We start from the raw sequence: 19,563 nt of genomic DNA, 5'->3' as shown, positions 1-19,563 counted from the left end.
TTAATCTTTTAATCTTTTAATCTTTTAATCTTTTAATCTTTTAATCTTTTAATCTTTTAATCTTTTAATCTTTTAATAATTTCCAAATCTATTAATTTCTTAATTCCTTAATTTTAAAAAAATCCCTATCTTTGATCTACACCAAACATTAAAAAGAATTACCTATGAAAAAATTATGGATAGGAACTGTTCTCGGGCTTCTTTTCCTTGGAAGCTGTGCTCAAAACAAAGAAAAAAGAGAAGAGTTTAAAGATGCCCACAATAAAGATTCTTTAAGAAACAGAATGGGCGATTCTGCTGTGGCCAATTCTGAACCGGCTTCAGCCACTCCTGATACTTTACAAATAAAAACTGACAGTACAAAAACCAAATAAAATAGCAAATCCACAGAAATTCTGTGGATTTGCACTTAAAAAAACTTGACTGAAAAAAAACCGGGCAATCAACCCCCGATTATATTGTATGATCCGGATCTATAGAACAGGATATTTTTTGATAAAACAGAAACCGAGATTATTTGATAATAGTAAAATATACTTATCCCTTATCTAAAATTTCACGATTGGATTTATAATGTAATCTTTCATTTTATTATCCATCCCGGAAAGAAGATTTCCTTCAATAAAAGAAAGATATAAGCTGTAGGAGTATAGTAAGCCATATCCAGTAAAACTGCGGCAAAGATATAATAGTAGGCCTCTTGTATAAAACAATAGGTTATCCATTTTCATGAAAATAGTGAGATAGAATTAAAAATATTATCTGTTTTTAATCATTTTCCTGAAAATGAACATTTTTATCTGCCTGATTTCCAGAATCCAGATATTTAATATAAGCCGACGGGGAATAATCAGTGACGGCTTTGAACACTGCAGCAAACTTGCTGTGTGAAGAAAAGCCGCATTCGTCAGCCAGAATGCTGATCTTGTATTGTCTGTACTTTTCGTCATTGATCAGCTTGTCTACAATATAATTGATCCTTAAGCGGTTGATATAGGTTTTAAAGTCGGTACACTTGTGCTGGTTGATCACATACGACAGGTATTTCGTATTGGTATTGAGCTCTCCTGCCAGGAAAGACAAGGACATTCCTTTATTGTTGTAAAGGGCTCCTTTCTCAAACTCTTCAAGAAGTTCGAGCAGCTTTGATTCTGTTTCAGAAGTCATCAGAGAATCGCTCCTTTTCCGGTCCGCCCCACTGTCTTTCCCATCAATTTCTTCTACGGATATATTTGAAAATTCGGAATTTCCAGGTTGTTTTAAAAGCTGAGGCCTGCTACCGATCATCTTCAGCTGCGTCCTTATAATATTTCGGAATTTTGAATGCTGCTTCTTCTGCTTTGTTCTGAAAAAGATTACCAAACCGATCAGGGCTACCAGCAGCAGAATGATGGCTGCGTTCTTGGCCTTATTCATTGATCCATTCTTTTTACTGATCCTGACTCCTGAATGGTCGGTATCTTTCACCGCAAATCCCTGATTGCGGGCAGCAATGCTGTCATATGCCCTTACATATTTTACAGCATACAAAGAAGCTTTAAAATTGTCTCCCGTTCCTTCGTAATAGTCATTGATATTGGAATATACTGCTTTCTTAAGCTTAAGGCTTCGTGAAGTATCGGCAATTTTCTCTGCTTTTTTCAGATAGAGTTCGGCATCCTTCCAGTTCTTCTGCTTCAGGCGGATCCCTCCCAATCCGTTATAGACCAGCCCCAGAGTACAGCTTCCTTTTTTAGCTTTAAGCAATTTCTCCGCTTTTCTGTAATACTGTTCAGAAACAGAATAGTCATTAAGTTTGAAATAAACGTCTCCCAATATCTGATAGGATGCTGCTGCGGTTCTGTTCTCGTTCTTGCTGTCTATTTTTTCAAAATGTTTAAGAGAAAGCTCCACATACCGCACCGCATTGGAATAATTTCCCATTTCCATTTCATAAAAAGCCATTTCCTGATTCAGGAGTCCCACCGCTTCATTGCTCTTTTGGAAATCTGAGATCTGCTTTGATGCTTCCAGCCCTTTTAATATGTATTTTTTTGCCCTTTCATACAACCCTACCTGTCTGTATTGCCTTGCGAGCAATTTGCTGACATCAGCCATCCATTGCGGATCGTTGATCTGGCTGATCACTGAATGGGCATTTTCACTATAGCATATCGCTTTTTTAAGCTCACCTGCATGATGATAAAGTTCTGAAGAGAGCATCAGGCTTCTTATTTTCTCTGATGGTTCCTGTGCAGACATATAAAGAGAATCCGCCGTTCTGATCGCTTTAGGCAGATCTTTATAGGCAGTGATGGAGGAAGTCCTTTCACAGACCTGATCAAAGCTGTTTTCTTTCTGGGAAAATATGGGAATTGCTGTGGCCAGCAAAAACAAAAGTATCAGTAGGTTTTTAGACATAAAAAAACAAATTATTATTTTTATTTTATAATAATTCATCATTATTTTCACTGGTGTCTTTTTGTTTTTTACAAAATTAGTAATATTTTACTTTTAATTAAAATATTCTATTGAAATTTAATCATTTAACCTAAAACACATATTTACATTAATTTTAATAATAGGACTAAAATAATAAATGATTATCTTTCATATAAGTCTATAGCTGTATTAAAAACAACGTTCCTGTACAATTATTTTCAATATGAACGACCTAAATGTCATCATATTTATTACATTTGTATCGTATAAAAAGTTTTTATGAAAAAAATAACCATACTTTCAACACTGTTTATAGGAATCCTTGCCTGGGCGCAGGGAATTAAATTTGAGGATGGCAACTTTGCCTCTATCCTTGCCAAGGCCAAAAAAGAGAACAAACTTATCTTTGTAGATGCATATGCTTCGTGGTGCGGACCATGTAAACTGATGGTAAAAAATATTTTCCCGCTTCAATCGGTAGGAGACTATTACAATTCCCACTTTATCAATGCCAAAATTGATATGGAAAAAGGAGAAGGAATCGATCTGGCTAAAAAATATAATGTAAAGGCCTTCCCTACTTATCTTTTCATTGACGGAAGCGGCGAAGCTGTACACAGAACCCTGGGGTATGTAGAAGAAAAAGACTTTATCCAGTTTGCCAAAGATGCCGAGGACCCTACAAGAAGGCTTACCTCTTTAAAGCAACAGTTTGAAAAAGGAGAAAAAAATCCTGAATTCTTAAAGAACCTTGCCGGACTTACCATTTACAATGATCCCGAATTTGCCGGTAAAGTACTGAACCGCTATTTTGAGCAGAAAGCGACTTTGGATCAGGAAGACATTCAAATGCTTCTTTCAGGAGTTCAGACTACAGAAAGTCCTCTGTACAAGATCTTTCAGGAAAAGAAAGCAGATATCCTGAAATTCTTACCGGAAGACAGGTATGGAAACGTGGATAAAAATATTAAGCTGAATACTGTTGCGAAAAAAGCGTACAATACAGATACAAAAACCTGGAATGACAGTTACTTCATGACTGAAACCCAAAAATTTCTGAGCAAAGAAGAGGCTGACAAGATTTTAAAAAGAATGAAAGCCAACAGAGCTTTAAAGAATAAAGATATTCCTACGTATGAGAAATTGATCATGGAACTGTATCAGGATTATTCTGCGGCAGGTGCTGACGAACTGAACTCCCTTGCATGGAACTTCTTTGAAAATGTGGACAACAAAGCTTCTTTAGAAAAAGCGGTTGTATGGGCACAGGAGTCTGTAAAGAAAGATCAGAACTATGCCAATACGGATACGCTAGCCAATCTTTACAATAAGATCGGTGATAAGAAAAACGCGAAGATGTGGGCTGAAAAGGCTATTGAGCTGGCAAAAAGTAAAGGAGAAGATTTTTCGGATACTGAAAAATTACTGAAAAGCCTTTAACGGGTCATTATATAAAACAAAAACCGCAGAGCATTCTGCGGTTTTTTTATGTTGTATCGTGTGGTAAACCACTCTGTCAAATCTTCGATTTACCCCCTCCGCCTGAGAGGAATTTTCACGTCTTCAACTGTAGTATTGGTGGAAATTTACACTTAAGTAATCTTCTAAGCGATGGCATGATCATTAAGCAACTTACACTCTCAAACATCTTTTGTAAAAAGAGAGCTATTGATTACCAACCATCAATCCACGATTTCGCCTTTTTGCAATTTCGCTTTTTTGCCTTATTAATATTCAAACAAAACGCTTCCCCAGGTAAATCCGCTACCAAAGGCAGAAAGAAGCACCAAATCTCCTTTTTTGATTTTACCCAGCTCAATCGCTTCACTTAATGCAATTGGAATAGACGCGGCTGTTGTATTTCCATATTTTTGGATGTTATTGAAAATTTTATCATCCGGCAATCCGAATTTTTGCTGAACAAACTGAGCAATTCTCAGGTTCGCCTGATGCGGAATAAACATATCCAGATCTTCAACTGTTTTTCCTGCTTTATTCAGAGCTTCCATCATTGTTTCCGGAAATCTTGTTACCGCATGTTTGAATACAAAGTTTCCGTTCATAATCGGGTATACTTCTTTACTGGTAACATTTTCAGGCTCTTTTCTCATTCTATCGCTCCAGCCATATTTAGAGCCCGGAAACTGTGTACATAGTTCATCAGCATATTTCCCTTCAGAATGCATATTTACGGCTAAAATATCACCTGCATTTTCATCTTCTGCTGCGCAAAGTACAACAGCTCCTGCGCCATCTCCAAAAATTACAGAAACGCCTCTTCCTTCATCAGAAAAATCTAATCCGAAAGAATGAACTTCCGCTCCCACTACCAAAATATTTTTATAGGTTCCTGATTTAATAAAAGCATTGGCAACACTCATCGCATATACGAATCCCGAACATTGATTTCTTACGTCCAGAGCTCCGATTGTGTCGCATCCCAACATCTCCTGAAGCAATACTCCGCACCCGGGAAAATAATAATCCGGAGAAAGTGTTGCAAAAACAATATAGTCAATATCTTTAGCCGTTAAGCCGGCTTTTTCAAGGGCCTTTTCTGATGCCTTGAAGCCAAGATAGGCTGTAGTTTCCTGAGAGTCATTTCTATTTTTTCTGTGCCTTCTCTCTTTGATACCTGTCCTTTCCGTAATCCATTCATCATTGGTCGTCATCAGTTGAGCCAAATCATCATTGGTAACAACGTTATCTGGAACATAAAATCCGACGCCCTTTATTGTACTTTTAATCATATAGTTTTTTAATTTTGGCAAAGATAAAACTTATTTAACACATAGTTTTTCAAAATATTAGTATTTTTACTTTATGCCAATTGATACGATATACAGAAGTTCCCAGTGTGAATGGGTAGATGTGGAGGCTCCTACTGCAGAAGACCTGAAATTTCTTCATGAGAGATATGAAATCAACAATCTTCTCCTGGAAGATACCATAGATCCCAATCACCTTCCCAAATATGAAGAGGATGGAAATGTAAAATTCTTCCTGCTCCGTGAAAGCACAGAACTGGAGAGAAAGAACCTCAATACCATCAGCGATATCAGCACCAAAATTGCCGTCTTTCTACTGGATACAACCATTATCACCATCCATAGAATGAAAACCAGAAGCATCTCCGAAACAAAGAAAAAGCTTTTGGGTGCCCAGGAGGATCTTACGCCTCAAAAGATAGCACTGATGATCGCCATACTGATCATGAAAAGTTTTGATGATGAATCCATAAGCCTGATGGAAACCATGGATAATATCGAAAATGAGATTTTCCTTAAAAACACCAACCATACCAGCCAGATCCGAAGGCTGTATAAGCTGAAGCGAAAGTCAGGACTGAATTCCCGGGTATTGGTCATTTCCACGGATGCTATTGATAAGTTTAAGCTCTTAAGCTTACAGGATTCTGAAATTGTGGATTTAAAAGATAAGCATAAGGATGTAGTGGCGGATTTTGATCATTTGAATATACAGATCACCAACCTTATTTCGATGTTCCTGGCTCTTTCTGACCAGAAAGCCAACCAGGTCATGAAGGTTTTGGCCATCTATTCGGTTTATTTCTTACCGATCACCTTTATTGCCGGAGTTTATGGGATGAATTTTGACAATATGCCTGAACTTCATCATAAGTATGGTTATTTTATAACAATGGGGGCTATGGCTACGGTAGTCATCAGTACGTTCATCTATGTGAGGCGTAAACAGTGGTAATTTTATTGTTGGATAAGCGCCAAGGCGTAAGGAATATAAGATAATGTTTTAAGACGCTGAGATTTTGTCAATTGAATGCTGCTGATTTCTGTTACACAGCACTGAGAATAAAAGATTTTCTTGTGCTTTAAACGGTCATAAAAAATGGCGTCTTTACGTTAAGATAAACTGTAAACATATAAATTGCTCCATTTAACGGTCCGCAAATACAATAACACCAGCAAAAACAGATACTATGAAGACCGAAGATCTCAATAAAATTCTGGAGGATGATTCGCTTTCGAAAGAATCTAAGGAGAAACTTGTTGCTCTGCATGAAAATATTTCATCCAAAGAGTTCTCCGACCTTCTGGATCCGCAGGGTAATCAGTATATAGAGTTTGTTCAGGAAGGTGGCGGTGTCTGGGGAAGTGCCCTGGTAGGCTATCTTTATGGTCTGGAAATTTTCGGGATCCGTTTTCTGAAAGTGGCGGGAACCAGTGCAGGCGCTATCAATACCTTACTTATTGCCGCCTGTAAAACCAAAGAAGAAGCTAAAAGTGACCTTATTAAGGATATTCTTTTCAGTTGGAACTTCGCTGATTTTATGGATGGAAAGACCTATGTAAAAACCACCCTTCATGCGATGCTGAATAATAAGGATTTCTTTAAGATCAATGCTTGTATTGCGGCCATCTTATTCATCATTCTGATCAGTATTCCTTTTGTTGTCCCTTCAGAAACTACAATGAGTGCAAAGCTCATGTTTTTAATTCCCCTCATCCCTGCCATTATCCTCTTTTTATGTATCAAAAAACTGTACAATAATTTCAGAAAAGAAAACAGCGGACTCAATCCCGGAAATGCCTTTCAGACCACCATGAAAAATGCACTGGAAGATCTTGGCATCAAAACAGTAGCCAACCTGAATGAAAAGTTCATCCGGAAAAAACATGACCTCAACCTCAACTACCGCTATGGAAACGGTCAGGAATATTATAGGATGGCTCTTCAAAGCATAGAAAACATCAGAGACAAAAACCTAGAGCACATTGATCAGACCCGCTACAAAATATTCTATGAAAGTTCTGTCAATAACGATTATTATAAAAACAACCCGTTCTATCTGCTCCGTTCAGAATATGTAGTCATTACCACTGATATCAACGCCAAAATAAAGGTGGAACTTCCCGGTATGGCCAACCTGTATTGGTCTGAAGAGGAACTGAAACACATCAGTCCGGCAGAATTTGTAAGGGCTTCCATGTCTGTTCCTTTTTTCTTTGAGCCTTTCCAGAAGCTGATCAACAGGGATGATGACTCAGTAAAATATGCCTGGAAATACTGGATGAATACCAAACAGGCAGATATTCATTCTGTAGGAATTTTCATTGATGGTGGCAGTATTTCCAATTTTCCAATTGACCTTTTTCATGCGGAAGAAGTCTTCTATCCCAGAATGCCCCTTTTCGGGGTACAGCTGACCAGCGATTCTGATATTCTTTCTGAAAAGGGAAAAACCAGTGAACAGATTCTCAAAACCCCATTCAGCTACGCCGGAAATATCATCAGCACATTGAAAGGTTTCAATGACAAAACTTTTCTTACCAAGCACACCTTCTACCGTCTCTACAGCATACAGTCTGTCAACTGTGGAACCAGCAGCTGGCTGAATTTCTTTATGAAAAAGGAAGAAAAAGAGGAGCTTTTCAACAGAGGCTTCCAGGCCGCCCTCGATTTCCTGAATCAGTTTGACTGGGAAAAATACAAGTACGAACGGATGATGCTTTCTATGAAGGGCAAAAAAATACTGAAGGAAGAGGATACGCCTACGGTGGGGTAAGGATTTTTAAGTATCAAAAATTAAAATAAATAATAAAATGATTAAACTTATACAACAAGATAAATACTTTTCATTGGATAAAATCGAAAATTATTTGTTAAAAGATTTTTCAGTAATCACAGGAATAAATGGATCAGGAAAGACACAATTATTAACTGCAATAGATCAAGGGGTTTTTAAAATTGATGGAATTAGCCAAGCTGAAATAATATATTATAATTATAATGACTTTAACCTTGTTTACGAAAAAACTTCAGAAAATGAAGTGCTTAAATATAAACACGACAGATTCAAAAACAAAAGCGAAGAATTTTTTAAAAGATTACATCATGAAAGAAATTCTATATTAAACAGTTACAATGTACTGAATAATTCATCATTAGCTTCAAATGATTTTTTTATAAAGGAGGAAATAGTATTAGAATCATTAGATTTAACTGATAAAGAAATTGAAGCTTTTGAGAATTATAGAAAGACAAATAGTCATCTAAATCCCACGAGTTTAGCTTTACATTTTCCAATTTTAGTTAAACACAAAGCTCTCTTAGAAGCCTATCTATTACAAATTCCCAATATAAATATCAGAACATGGCTAATGGAATTAAAAGGAGCCTTCATAAAACATAATATTCTAATTTCTCTAAAAAATATAAATTGGGATTTTATTTTAAATCCAGATTGGGAAGATTCGGAAATAGATAAATACAATTCAATGGCAGAAAGCTTTCTGCCTACTATTGTAGGTTATTATTACTCTCTAGGTTTTAAAGAAAGTTTTGTAAATTTTGTCATTTCGGTTGATTCTAATCATAACTTAAGTCAATTCAAAAAACAAGTAGGACTCATAAAATTGAAAGAATATTTGCTTGAATTATCTAATGACATAAAAATGCATTTTAAAAAAAATATTTCCAAAGAATATATTGACATAGCAATAAAATTAAATGGAGAAGAAAACATGCATGATATTATTCAAGTAGGAGATGGTTTTTTAAATTTACAAGAAATAGCAAGTGAAGAAAAACATTATCAACTTTCTAAATTACAAAATAATTACAATCAACTTATCTCCATCCAAGATCCAAGTATAAAATATTATAATGAAACAGAATTTATAAAGATTCATGGATTATCTCCAATAGATATGTTGAATGCAGTTTTAAATGAATATGACTGTAATGGTTACGAATTTAAAAAAAATGACATTCATATTGATTTAATGTATGGTATTGATAAACAAGAAATTAAAATAATTCTCCATAATAAATCGTTGGGTTACACTACAAATTTAGAAGATCTTTCTTCTGGTGAAAAAACCTTAATTGCATTATCTTTTTATTTATATAAGCTTAAACAAAAAAAAGCCATAACCAGGCTTCTTTTATTGGATGAAATTGACTCTGCTTTACATCCCTCAATGTGTAAGAGGTTATTGGATGTATTATATAATATTTTTCATATAAAAATGGGGATAAATATTATCCTCTCAACTCATTCACCTTCAACGGTTGCTCTTGCTCCTAATGAAAGTATTTTTTTAATGAATAGACATTCTATTTCAAAGATATTAAACGTTTCCAAAGATCGGGCACTAAAAGAATTAACAATTGGAGTTCCATCTTTTAGTGTAAATTATGAAAACAGAAGGCAAGTTTTTGTTGAAAGTGAATATGATGCTAGTTATTATGAAAGTTTATATAATATTTATAATGATAAATTGAATCCTGAAATTTCTTTAAATTTCATATCCTCTGGCAAAACTAAAATTAACGGTAACGGTATTGGTATAGCAAGTTGTGATCAGGTTGTAAGTATAGTTAATATTCTCAGAAAAGCTGGCAATAATTTTAGTTGGGGAATTATTGATTGGGATTTAAAAAATAAATCTTCGGAGTTTATTAGGGTTTTAGGTAATTCTCAAAGATACAGTATTGAAAATTACTTGCTTGATCCTTTACTATTAGCAATTTTACTTTGGAAAGAAAATATTCTAGAAGCAGAACATTTTGGATTTGAAAAGAATGAAGTTTATTTCAATATCTTAAATTTCGATCAATCACAACTTCAACAAATTGTTAATAAGATAATTTCTGACTTACATGTAAATTTAAAAAATGAAAATTCACCTGAGCAGGTTAACTATACATTATGCAATGGAATAACTTTGCAAATACCAATTTGGTATTGTAAAACTCAAGGACATTTATTAGAAGATATTATCATAAAAACTTACCCTCAATTAGAAACTATCAGAAAAAAAGATGAATCAGCTTTAAAAAAGGCTATCATTAATAAAGTAATCTTGAATTTCAAAGGTTTATGTTCTATAGATTTATTAAATACTTTTAAAAGTATTCAAGATGATTAACATTGTCTATTCAGTTATTTCCCGCATTATGATTTTTAGAAAATGAAAGTGGAAAAGAGTATCAACAGAATATAAATACTAAATAAACAATCTAAGAATGAAGCCAATTTACAAATATATTTTTTTCAACGGATTAGCCATGATCTGCCTTTCTATAATCATGTTTTTTCTATCCATAGGAATGTTTACCTCAAGAGGAGACTATTCAACGTTGTTCATTAAAGTAAGTGAACTATCTTTTGTTTTATGGCTTCCTTTTTTAATTATAGGAATATTTTCAGCTCTGTTAGGAATAGGAATCTATTTAACAAAAAAATCCAAATAGATTCCCATTGATTTTTACAGGTGATCCAAAAACTCCAGATACATCGGAACACTTCTTTCAATCCATTCATCTGAAGAATTACGTTCTATACCGTAGTATACAAAAGGCTCTCTATAATCTGCTTTTATGTAATCAAAAGTCAGCTCATAAGGTCGGAAAAGCTCATTCATCGTATATTTATATTGTCCGGATGCACTATAACCTTCTTCATCGATTCCTGCAGTAACGGCTAAGGACATTTTCTTTTCTGCCAGCTTGTAGCCGCTATTGCTACCGTAGGCCCAGCCATATAAAACGACCTCATCCAGCCATTGCTTCAAAAGCGGCGGACTGCTGAACCAATAAAAAGGAAACTGAAATACGATCTTATCATAAGATTCCATCAGTTCCTGCTCCCTGGCAACATTGATCTTTCCGTCAGGATAAGCTTCATATAATTGGTGCACGGTATATTTTTCAGGCATTTTCTTTAGCTCTTCGATCCATCTTTTATTGATCACGGATTTTTCAATCTCAGGATGGATTACAATAATCAAGGTCTTCATAACGTTTAAATTTCTATTACAAAATTACTGCATGCAGCTTACATTTCGTACATTAGCAACCTATTGTATGGTACTATAAAAAATGTAAGTAATGACTAAAATAAAGGAAACATCTACCAATTTCGCCAATAAAAAAGCACTTGCTGATGAATGTCCGGAGGTCTATGCTTCCAACATCATCGGCGGACAGTGGGCTTTGGCCATCTGCTGCTATCTGATCAATAGTAAAATGAGATTCGGAGAATTAAAAAAACGTCTTCAGAATATTACAGAGCGTATGCTGACATTGCAGCTCCGCAGGCTGGAGGAAGATAAAATTATCACAAGAACTGTTTATGCTGAAGTTCCGCCACGGGTAGAATATGAGCTTACAGAAATTGGCTATAAATTAAAACCAATCATCCTTGAGTTTGAAAAATGGGGGAAAGAACATAAACAGCTGATAGAAAAAACTCAATAAAATAAATCTTATAAACCATTAAGAGGGAACGCTAAAAGAGCTTCACCTTAAATGAGACTTTCTACTATCTGTCTGCAATCGGAGACTCTATTCATTTCCTAATCAGCGTTATTTTTCTTAATGGCTTATAAGAGCAGTTATTAGATTTCTAATGTTCTGCTGCCTCTTTCCACAAAGGTTTCTGTTCCAAAACCCTGGCATGAACAGGACAGGTTTCATGATGTGCTCCTTTCAGATAGCCCGTACTCATCAGAAATTCGTTCACAATTTCACCACCGGTAAATTTGAAGGTTTTCTTGAACAGCTTCATCCATTCCTGCAATGTTTTAGGATGATGATGTTCCAGCCATTTTTCAAACGAACCGAATTCTTTCTGAAGTCCGATAATGGTCTTAGCATTTTCTATCGCTGCATTCACTTTTAGCCTGTTCCTGATAATTCCACTGTCGTTCAAAAGCCTTTCCCGATCCTCTTCAGTATAAGCCGCTATTTTCTGAATATCAAAATTGTGATATGCTTCTCTGAAGCTTTTTTCTTTCTTCAGAACCGTTTCCCAGCTCAGACCTGCCTGATTGATTTCCAGGATCAGTCTTCCAAACAGTTCATTATCATCATGAATCGGGAATCCGTAATAGTTGTCATGGTAATTTTTGTGCAGTTCTTTTCTGTTTTCCGGCTGCATTCTTTCTATGGCTAAGCAATAACTCATTGAAGTATTCTGTTTTTAATTTTAATTAAATAATGCTATAAAGATAAGACAGGATTGTGACAACTGTTAGTCAGCAGTGTTTTGATTTTTACGGTTCAGAGCCTGTTTAAATTTGTATTAAAATATTATTTCTCGCTGATTTTGTAAATCACGCTGATTCGATTTACGAATAATGATCTGCTGAATCTGCAAAATCAGCGGGAAAATAAAAAATAAAGCGTTAAATCAGCAATTAAATTTAAACAGGCTCTTAATCATTATTCAAATTACATCATTATCCGAAGTCTGAAGAATATTCAGTAGTTTAGAAACTTCAAAACTGAGATCATGAAATTATTGACAGCGATTCTTTTTTCTCTCTTTTCCGTTTCATCCTATGCACAGGCTATTTATTCCAAAGCTTATGGAAGTCCACAGAATCCCCCGATCATTTTTATTCACGGAGGACCGAGTGGAAACGCGACTTTATTTGAAGGAACCACCGCTCAGAAACTGGCTGATAAAGGATTCTATGTGATTGTTTATGACAGACGGGGCGAAGGGCGTTCTAAGGATGAAAATGCGATGATGACCTTTAAAGAAAGCTTTGATGATCTGCAACAGATTTACCAAACGTACAAGATTACAAAAGCAAACATTCTTGCTCATAGTTTTGGAGGAATTATCGGTACTCTGTTTACCCATCAGTATCCTGGCAAGGTAAATTCTTTGACGCTGTCCGGTGCATTATTTACCCAGCAGGAAACCTATGATCATATCCTGAAGCAGGCAAAAGAGCACTTCAAAACAGATCCGGCTCAACTGAAAGAAATTGCTGAAACCGAAAGTCTGAATAAAAATTCAGCCGTCTATCGAAAAAGATGTTATGAAATTGCCGGTAAGCTCAACTTTTTCAAAATGCCCTATCCTACTCAGGAAAGCGAGCGTTTAAGAGAAGAATATGAAGCTGGTGAGCTTTATAAGAACAATATCAGAAATCCCAATGCACCCGTCAGGTTTTACCAGAATGAACCTCTCAATAATCTTGACAACTCAACTGTTTTAAAGGAAATCAAACGAAAAGGAATTCCCATTTTTGCTGTATATGGAAAGGACGACGGAATATTTTCTGAAAAGCAGCTGGACCATCTCAAAGCGATTGTTGGAAAAAAGAACTTTCAGCTTATTGATAACTGCTCCCATTATTTATTTGTAGATCAGCAGGATGAATTTCTAAGATTTATTGAGCTGAAATTAAAATAAAGTGTAGTTTTGTAATCATGTCAAACACATCTGTATATATGAAGACCTATAAAGCTATCATAACGATGCTTATATTGGTGTTTTCATTATCGCCATGTTCTATAAAAAGGAATGTGCTTGAGATTTTTGACATTCAGTATATCAGCGGACTAAACAAGATAAAGACAACCTCCGGTTTTTCTTTCGGCTGCGATACGATCACCACCTCTTCTCTGGTTTCTGTTTCAAAAGCAAAAGCCATTAAACAAAAAGGATCTTTTTTATATGTAAATACTGCTGCAGGCAATACCGGGGAAGAAAAGATTCTCTTCAATGATTACTCAGAGCATTCCACAGGAAACAGCCCTCCGAAATATATTCTGTTTAAAAGGCTGAAGCTAAGTCTGATTTAAATCTTTTTTCATCAGATTACAATCAGTTTTTTACAATTCAATATACTTTCAATGAAACATACCCTCAACAGCCAGTCTTCGGACCTGGCCGGACTATATACCCTGCCCCTCCGAATGGTTATCGGATGGACATACTTTTCAGCTTTCTGGCGCAGACTTATCCTTGAAAACAAGCTTATTCCCGATGAAAACGGATATATCGGCGAAAAATTCAATCATTTTTTACCCAATGCTTTAGGGATCAAGCCTATTATTGAATATCTGGTTACCCATCCGGACGCTTTACAGCGGTCAATGGTGATTTTTACCATTATTGAAGCCATAGTAGGATTATTTATTATCATCGGATTATTTACAAGGCTCATGAGTATAGGAATCTTCAGCCTTGCCTTAGGAATTTTATTGGGTTCCGGATGGCTGGGGACGACCTGTGTGGATGAATGGCAGATCGGTGTTCTGGGAATTGCAGGTGGTTTTGTTCTCTTTCTCACCGGAAGTGGTTCTTATTCCCTTGATCATTATTTCATAAAGAAGGGCAGAAATTTCACTCATAAAAAATGGTTTCAATGGCTGGGCTCCGGAGTTCTTCCGGTTTCCCAACCTAAAGCTCTGGTCCTTGCCGGTTCGTTCATTATATTCGGACTTACCCTTTATACCAATCAATATTTCCATGGAGGAGTATGGGGAACATTGCATAATAAATCGGTAAAGCCCAGGCTGGAAATTTCAAATATATCATATACCAGTACAGACTTGAAATTTGAAGTATACAGAACCGAAGGTGCGGATGTCTACGGATCTTTCCTGATAGGAATTCATATCCTGGATAAAAAAGGAAATACTCTGAAGGAATTGGGTCAGAAGGAACTCTCAAAACTTCCTGAAGAAAATATACAGAATCATTATGTAGCAAAAGTAAAGCCGGGGAAACACAGTCTTGTCATTCCATTGGGAGCCAGGGCAGATGTTAATATTGATATTCATGATATTATCCAAAAAGATGAAATCCATACCCTGAAGCTGATTGACATCAGTGGACTTGAATGGACAGAAAAGATCAGATAAGCCTGCTTTCATTCTGGCTTTGTTGGCCGGGCGTAAAGACATACAACTCTTTAGGTCTGGCCAATATCTATTGAAGGCTTAAGGTTTAAAGTTTAAGGTTAGTATTAAACAATTGCTAGCAGAGAAACCTGATCAGGTATTTTCAGATTTCGACTAAAAGCAAATAGGACCTATCTATCATAAAAGCAGACTAAAGTCCGCTCCTATTGATGTTGATATTTATATGGAATATAAAGGTTTGACAACAGATTTCAGATCCAGATTTTAGAAATTTAATAAAACAATCTTTCAATCTTTTAATAATTTCTAAATTTCTTAATCCCTTAATCTCTTAATTCCTCCCCTACCTCTTCACCACCGTAGTCAAATAACTGCACGAGCTATCCGGGTCAAGCTTCAGCACTTTCATTTCAAGTAAAACATCCAGTCCCATAGTATCGCAAACTCCCCGGATAAAAGGTTTTATGACCGGCCATTTCAGCAGGCCTGCAATCTGGAGGCTTTGGGTGATCTTATGATAGCGGTCAACTCCTTTGATCAGGAGTTCGGCTTTGTGGTCATTTAATTCTTTAAATTCAAAATTATATTCGGGACTGGATGTAAAAACTGCTGCTATAAGTATTTTTGCAACTGCGGGAATACCGGGCTTCAGATCAGGTTTTGCCTCCATATTTCTCACGGCCATTCCTGACCCGAGATCGTACATAAAAGTACTGGAGAGCTGTTCGACAGCTTCTGCTCCATAGAGTTTCCCTGCCTGTTTGAGCATACCTCCGTAAAAGGCTCCTGTGATATCTGAGAGGCGTTGCGTAAGCTCTTTAAAGGTTCCGGGGAAAAAGTCTGCAATAATCTGATCCTGATCCATTTCAGGAAGGTAGATATCATGGGTCCTGAAATCTGATAATGCCACATAGGTTTCCGGCAGTTGTATTGGGTCCATATTTAAAATTGTGTAAGTGTTTTGAGGGAATAGCTGTAAAGCAATGCGGCTGAATGGCTGGTTTTTCAATACAGTTTCAGAAACATCAATTTTGTCTTCATTCAACATAAAGACGGAAGCACTACCTTATCGGTAGGTATAGATCTAAGAGCGGCTTTTCCGGTAAGAACCTGGCGGTATGCTCTGCTTTATTCCTTTTGAAAAGGAATTTTGAGGATGAGGGAATTGATTCATAGTTTTTCATTTTGTATAGTAAAATTAAAAAAAAACAATAAATTCTCCAATATGTGATATTATTTTTAACAAAAACATTGCTTAAAATAAGTAGGGAAGCTGGAAGAGGAAGGTTACTGAACCTGGAGAATACTAAATCTATTTCATTAAAAGCCTGTTTAAATTTAATTGTTAATCATTTTGTCTAATTAATTTAACGCTTTATTTTTTATTTTCCCGCTGATTTGGCCGATTCAGCAGATCATCATTCGTAAATCGAATCAGCGAGATTTGCAAAATCAGCGAGAAATAATATTTTAATACAAATTTAAACAGGCTCTAAGTTTAAAAGCCAACAAATAAGATTTTCATACTAATCCAACCTTATTTCCAACAAAAAACCTCCGGGAAAATCCGAAGGTTTTAAGTAAAATTTAGTGCATGGCTTCACTCAAATCTATTTTTTCTTTACTCTTTCTTTCTTTAATAAATAAGATAAACGGAATACATACTAAAAATATTACTCCGAGGTAAAGAAATACATCCATATAAGACAATACTGTTGCCTGTTTGGTCACTGAAAGGTCAAGCATTTTATACGCTGCATTCATCGCTGCATCAGGTGTCATGCCTTTTGCTACAAAGTTTGCCTTTAATGCATTAAGCCTTTGCTGGACTTCAAAACTATTGGAATCCAGGTGAGAGATTAAGTTATTCCTGTATTTCTGACCTGCATTGGCGATAAAGGTAGTGATCGCTGCAATCCCGAAAGATCCTCCCAGCTGTCTCATCATCCCTGTAAAGGCTGCTCCCTGACCAATCTCCTGCCCTTTCAGCGTACTTAGTGACAGCGATGTGATCGGGATGAACAACAGCCCAAGACCTGCTCCTCTCACAATAAGCATCCAGAAGAAAGCATCTTTACTGGTATCGGGCGTTAGAATTTTATATCCCCAGAAGCTATAAATAAAGAAGATGAAAAGTCCTAAGGAAACTAAAATCTGCTGTTTGGCTCCTTTCGTCAGCAATCGTCCGATAATAGGCATCATAAATGCGGTGGTCAGTGCCGCTGGAATCATCAACGCTCCCGACTGAAGTGCCGTCCATCCCAGAATACTCTGTGTATAAAGCGGAACAATGAATGTAGAACCATACAATCCAAATCCCAGCACGAATGACATCACTGTCCCGATCCTTAGGTTTCCGTTCTTCAATACCCGGAGCTCTACGATCGGATATTTAAAAGTAAGCTCCCGCCAGAGGAATAGTATAAATCCTAAGACTGCCGCTACTGTAAATGCTACGATCATTCCGCTTTCAAACCAATCTTCCTCATGACCTCTCTCCAGGATGAACTGTAATGAGCCTACCGTCACAGCCAATAACCCAATTCCTAACCAGTCGACATCTGAAACTCTACGTTTTTCTGAGTATTTCGGGCTTCTTACAAACTGAAGCGTCATCAAAGTCGCTGCAATTCCGATGGGAATATTGATATAAAAGATATACGGCCAGCTATAGTTGTCGACAATATATCCTCCAAGCGGCGGACCTAATGTAGGGCCGATAATTACCCCTAAACCATAGATCGCCTGTGCCATACTTCTTTTCTCGATAGGATAAGATTCCGTAATGATCGTCTGTGAAGTTACCAAAAGTGCTCCACCACCGATCCCCTGCATCAGTCTGAAAAATACCAGTTCCCAGATATTCGTGGCATTTCCGCATAAAAATGAAAATACCGTGAATATGATAATAGAAGCGGCAAAGTAATTTCTACGTCCAAACTGCTGCGAAAGCCAGCTCGTCATCGGTACGATGATAACGTTCCCGATCGCATATGCTGTAATGACCCATCCTACTTCAGAAAGTGTGGCTCCAAGATTACCCTTCATCTCATTCAAGGCAACATTCACAATCGTGGAGTCCACAATCTCAAGCAGGGCACAAAGAATCGCTGTAATCGTGATGATTACTCTTCGGGCCCCATATTCTACTAATGATTCTTGCATGTTTTTAAATTTTATTAAAAAATTCAGAGATTAAGAGATTCCGAAATCAGCCCCTCCTCCATTTACACTCAAACTGCTAAAGGCTGAATCTCTCATAATAATTTATTTAAGCATGATTAAAGATCGATTTCCACTCATCATCCATCCATTTATTAACCCTTAATCTTTTAATTTCTAAATTATTAATCTCTAAATCTCCAAATTCCTTAATATCTTAATTATTTAAGCGAAACTTCTGCTTTCACATTCATTCCTGTTCTCAATCTTTTTGCAATATTTTTATCAAGATTTACAAAATCGATCTTTACAGGAAGCCTCTGAACCACTTTTACGAAGTTACCGCTCGCATTGTCCGGAGGAAGAATAGAGAAAGTAGCTCCTGTAGCCGGAGAGAATGAACTTACTACTCCTTCGAACTCATTATCAGGGAAAGCATCGATCTCAATTTTCACTTTTTGACCTTCCACCATTTTATCTACCTGGGTTTCCTTAAAGTTAGCCACTACCCATTTCTGGTCGTTCTTCACCAGGGCAAATAGTTGGGCTCCGGCCTGTAGGTACTGACCTGCCTGGATAGGTACTTTTCCTACGTATCCGTCTTCGGGAGCAAGGATTACAGTATATGACAAGTTTAATTTCGCATTTTCAACGTCTACTTCCCTTTGCTTTGCTACTGAATTCGCAACACTGATCTGCTGAGAGCTTGCTGCTGTCTGAGAAGAGGCAATAGTAGTCTGTTGAGCGATCTGGTTTCTCTGCTCCACCAATACCTGAAGCTGTTTGTCAGCAGATTGTTTTGCTGCCAGCGCCTGCTCGTACTGTTGTTCGGTAATAGAATGGTCTTTTACCAGATTGGCATATCTTTTTAAATCCTGTGTAGTTTTCCATATGTTTACCTTAGCGGCTTCGATCTGTGCATTGGCAGTCGCTACGGCTGCTTCCGAGCTGTTGATATTTTTGGAAGTCGCTGTAGTGGTCGCCTCAGCTGTTGAAATATTGCTTCTGGCTGTGCTCAAAGCGGCCTGAGACTGTTCAAGAGCCATTTTCTGATCTCTGTTATCCAAAATCACTAAAGTATCTCCTTTCTTTACAAATTGATTGTCTTTCACTTTTACTTCCGCTACATATCCGGAGATCTTAGAGATTACGGGGGCCATATTGGAAGCTATCTGGGCATCATCAGTCTCTTCATGATACTGTCCGTAAGAATAGGCTCTGTACCCATAGATACCTCCTCCGATTATTACAGTTGCTAAAATGATAGGAAAAGCTAAACTTTTTTTCTTTTTAGGTTCAGCTGCCTGTGTATTATTATTTTCCATTTTG

The 19,563-nt window shown here is 36.6% G+C and carries 17 protein-coding genes; 10 read left to right on the top strand and 7 right to left on the bottom strand.

Features of this window, described 5'->3' with window-relative positions; translation table 11 throughout:
* Positions 1 to 164 precede the first annotated feature (164 nt).
* Positions 165 to 374 carry a hypothetical protein gene (locus tag AC4IF5_RS17760; protein ID WP_490736859.1) on the top strand — a complete coding sequence of 70 codons (210 nt, stop codon included), beginning with the start codon at positions 165 to 167 and terminating at the stop codon, positions 372 to 374.
* Positions 375 to 768: 394 nt separating this feature from the next.
* Here AC4IF5_RS17760 and AC4IF5_RS17755 read toward each other — a convergent pair whose 3' ends face one another.
* On the bottom strand, positions 769 to 2,400 hold the full coding sequence (locus tag AC4IF5_RS17755) for a tetratricopeptide repeat protein (protein ID WP_490736857.1): 1,632 nt from the start codon (positions 2,398 to 2,400) through the stop codon (positions 769 to 771).
* A 300-nt stretch (positions 2,401 to 2,700) separates the two neighbouring features.
* On the opposite strand from AC4IF5_RS17755, the gene AC4IF5_RS17750 reads away from it, so the two are divergent.
* Positions 2,701 to 3,861 carry a thioredoxin family protein gene (locus tag AC4IF5_RS17750; RefSeq protein WP_490736855.1) on the top strand — a complete coding sequence of 387 codons (1,161 nt, stop codon included), beginning with the start codon at positions 2,701 to 2,703 and terminating at the stop codon, positions 3,859 to 3,861.
* Between the two features lie 287 nt (positions 3,862 to 4,148).
* Here AC4IF5_RS17750 and AC4IF5_RS17745 read toward each other — a convergent pair whose 3' ends face one another.
* A complete protein-coding gene (locus AC4IF5_RS17745) occupies positions 4,149 to 5,171 on the bottom strand; it encodes a 3-oxoacyl-ACP synthase III family protein (RefSeq protein ID WP_490736853.1) in 1,023 nt (340 codons plus the stop codon).
* Positions 5,172 to 5,244: 73 nt separating this feature from the next.
* Between AC4IF5_RS17745 and AC4IF5_RS17740 the strand changes: the two genes are divergently transcribed.
* The 4 genes from AC4IF5_RS17740 to AC4IF5_RS17725 all read left to right on the top strand — a co-directional run bounded on the left by AC4IF5_RS17740 (position 5,245) and on the right by AC4IF5_RS17725 (position 10,659).
* Positions 5,245 to 6,144: a magnesium transporter CorA family protein gene (locus AC4IF5_RS17740; protein ID WP_490736851.1), complete on the top strand. Its 900-nt coding sequence runs from the start codon at positions 5,245 to 5,247 to the stop codon at positions 6,142 to 6,144.
* A 235-nt stretch (positions 6,145 to 6,379) separates the two neighbouring features.
* Positions 6,380 to 7,966 carry a patatin-like phospholipase family protein gene (locus AC4IF5_RS17735; RefSeq protein ID WP_490736849.1) on the top strand — a complete coding sequence of 529 codons (1,587 nt, stop codon included), beginning with the start codon at positions 6,380 to 6,382 and terminating at the stop codon, positions 7,964 to 7,966.
* A 37-nt stretch (positions 7,967 to 8,003) separates the two neighbouring features.
* Positions 8,004 to 10,334: an AAA family ATPase gene (locus AC4IF5_RS17730; RefSeq protein ID WP_490736847.1), complete on the top strand. Its 2,331-nt coding sequence runs from the start codon at positions 8,004 to 8,006 to the stop codon at positions 10,332 to 10,334.
* 97 nt (positions 10,335 to 10,431) lie between these two features.
* Positions 10,432 to 10,659 (top strand): hypothetical protein, encoded by a 228-nt coding sequence (locus tag AC4IF5_RS17725; RefSeq protein WP_490736845.1) that lies wholly within the window; start codon positions 10,432 to 10,434, stop codon positions 10,657 to 10,659.
* A gap of 14 nt (positions 10,660 to 10,673) precedes the next feature.
* Here AC4IF5_RS17725 and AC4IF5_RS17720 read toward each other — a convergent pair whose 3' ends face one another.
* The gene (locus tag AC4IF5_RS17720) at positions 10,674 to 11,204 is read right to left on the bottom strand and encodes an NAD(P)H-dependent oxidoreductase (protein WP_490736843.1); all 531 of its coding nucleotides are present in this window, start codon (positions 11,202 to 11,204) and stop codon (positions 10,674 to 10,676) included.
* A 91-nt stretch (positions 11,205 to 11,295) separates the two neighbouring features.
* Here AC4IF5_RS17720 and AC4IF5_RS17715 point away from each other — a divergent pair, with 91 nt between their 5' ends.
* Positions 11,296 to 11,664, top strand: coding sequence for a winged helix-turn-helix transcriptional regulator (locus AC4IF5_RS17715; protein ID WP_490736841.1), 369 nt, complete (start codon positions 11,296 to 11,298; stop codon positions 11,662 to 11,664).
* A gap of 148 nt (positions 11,665 to 11,812) precedes the next feature.
* Here the strand turns inward: AC4IF5_RS17715 and AC4IF5_RS17710 are convergent, their stop codons facing one another.
* Positions 11,813 to 12,373, bottom strand: coding sequence for a DNA-3-methyladenine glycosylase I (locus AC4IF5_RS17710; protein ID WP_490736839.1), 561 nt, complete (start codon positions 12,371 to 12,373; stop codon positions 11,813 to 11,815).
* Between the two features lie 327 nt (positions 12,374 to 12,700).
* On the opposite strand from AC4IF5_RS17710, the gene AC4IF5_RS17705 reads away from it, so the two are divergent.
* Genes AC4IF5_RS17705 through AC4IF5_RS17695 form a run of 3 tightly spaced genes read left to right on the top strand, consistent with a single transcriptional unit; the run spans position 12,701 to position 15,072 of the window.
* Positions 12,701 to 13,615: an alpha/beta hydrolase gene (locus AC4IF5_RS17705; RefSeq protein WP_490736837.1), complete on the top strand. Its 915-nt coding sequence runs from the start codon at positions 12,701 to 12,703 to the stop codon at positions 13,613 to 13,615.
* A gap of 38 nt (positions 13,616 to 13,653) precedes the next feature.
* A complete protein-coding gene (locus tag AC4IF5_RS17700; protein ID WP_490736835.1) occupies positions 13,654 to 14,007 on the top strand; it encodes a hypothetical protein in 354 nt (117 codons plus the stop codon).
* Positions 14,008 to 14,058: 51 nt separating this feature from the next.
* Entirely contained in the window at positions 14,059 to 15,072 is a 1,014-nt protein-coding gene (locus AC4IF5_RS17695; protein ID WP_490736833.1) for a TQO small subunit DoxD, read from the top strand.
* Positions 15,073 to 15,415: 343 nt separating this feature from the next.
* Here the strand turns inward: AC4IF5_RS17695 and AC4IF5_RS17690 are convergent, their stop codons facing one another.
* The 3 genes from AC4IF5_RS17690 to AC4IF5_RS17680 form a co-directional block, all read right to left on the bottom strand.
* Positions 15,416 to 16,012 carry a hypothetical protein gene (locus AC4IF5_RS17690; protein WP_490736831.1) on the bottom strand — a complete coding sequence of 199 codons (597 nt, stop codon included), beginning with the start codon at positions 16,010 to 16,012 and terminating at the stop codon, positions 15,416 to 15,418.
* Positions 16,013 to 16,659: 647 nt separating this feature from the next.
* On the bottom strand, positions 16,660 to 18,237 hold the full coding sequence (locus AC4IF5_RS17685; protein WP_490736829.1) for a DHA2 family efflux MFS transporter permease subunit: 1,578 nt from the start codon (positions 18,235 to 18,237) through the stop codon (positions 16,660 to 16,662).
* A gap of 218 nt (positions 18,238 to 18,455) precedes the next feature.
* Positions 18,456 to 19,559 (bottom strand): HlyD family secretion protein, encoded by a 1,104-nt coding sequence (locus AC4IF5_RS17680; RefSeq protein WP_490736828.1) that lies wholly within the window; start codon positions 19,557 to 19,559, stop codon positions 18,456 to 18,458.
* Positions 19,560 to 19,563: the final 4 nt, after the last annotated feature.

The sequence above is a fragment of the Chryseobacterium sp. UF-290 genome (assembly GCF_058245615.1).
The sequence above is the reverse complement of the archived record's forward strand: the minus strand, read 5'-3'. Positions and strand labels throughout refer to the sequence as shown.

Excerpts from the sequence above, each read along its gene's own strand:
- AC4IF5_RS17760 (WP_490736859.1), top strand. The coding sequence starts at position 165 with ATGAAAAAATTATGGATAGGAACTGTTCTCGGGCTTCTTTTCCTTGGA.
- AC4IF5_RS17755 (WP_490736857.1), bottom strand. The coding sequence starts at position 2,400 with ATGTCTAAAAACCTACTGATACTTTTGTTTTTGCTGGCCACAGCAATT.
- AC4IF5_RS17750 (WP_490736855.1), top strand. The coding sequence starts at position 2,701 with ATGAAAAAAATAACCATACTTTCAACACTGTTTATAGGAATCCTTGCC.
- AC4IF5_RS17745 (WP_490736853.1), bottom strand. The coding sequence starts at position 5,171 with ATGATTAAAAGTACAATAAAGGGCGTCGGATTTTATGTTCCAGATAAC.
- AC4IF5_RS17740 (WP_490736851.1), top strand. The coding sequence starts at position 5,245 with ATGCCAATTGATACGATATACAGAAGTTCCCAGTGTGAATGGGTAGAT.
- AC4IF5_RS17735 (WP_490736849.1), top strand. The coding sequence starts at position 6,380 with ATGAAGACCGAAGATCTCAATAAAATTCTGGAGGATGATTCGCTTTCG.
- AC4IF5_RS17730 (WP_490736847.1), top strand. The coding sequence starts at position 8,004 with ATGATTAAACTTATACAACAAGATAAATACTTTTCATTGGATAAAATC.
- AC4IF5_RS17725 (WP_490736845.1), top strand. The coding sequence starts at position 10,432 with ATGAAGCCAATTTACAAATATATTTTTTTCAACGGATTAGCCATGATC.
- AC4IF5_RS17720 (WP_490736843.1), bottom strand. The coding sequence starts at position 11,204 with ATGAAGACCTTGATTATTGTAATCCATCCTGAGATTGAAAAATCCGTG.
- AC4IF5_RS17715 (WP_490736841.1), top strand. The coding sequence starts at position 11,296 with ATGACTAAAATAAAGGAAACATCTACCAATTTCGCCAATAAAAAAGCA.
- AC4IF5_RS17710 (WP_490736839.1), bottom strand. The coding sequence starts at position 12,373 with ATGAGTTATTGCTTAGCCATAGAAAGAATGCAGCCGGAAAACAGAAAA.
- AC4IF5_RS17705 (WP_490736837.1), top strand. The coding sequence starts at position 12,701 with ATGAAATTATTGACAGCGATTCTTTTTTCTCTCTTTTCCGTTTCATCC.
- AC4IF5_RS17700 (WP_490736835.1), top strand. The coding sequence starts at position 13,654 with ATGAAGACCTATAAAGCTATCATAACGATGCTTATATTGGTGTTTTCA.
- AC4IF5_RS17695 (WP_490736833.1), top strand. The coding sequence starts at position 14,059 with ATGAAACATACCCTCAACAGCCAGTCTTCGGACCTGGCCGGACTATAT.
- AC4IF5_RS17690 (WP_490736831.1), bottom strand. The coding sequence starts at position 16,012 with ATGGACCCAATACAACTGCCGGAAACCTATGTGGCATTATCAGATTTC.
- AC4IF5_RS17685 (WP_490736829.1), bottom strand. The coding sequence starts at position 18,237 with ATGCAAGAATCATTAGTAGAATATGGGGCCCGAAGAGTAATCATCACG.
- AC4IF5_RS17680 (WP_490736828.1), bottom strand. The coding sequence starts at position 19,559 with ATGGAAAATAATAATACACAGGCAGCTGAACCTAAAAAGAAAAAAAGT.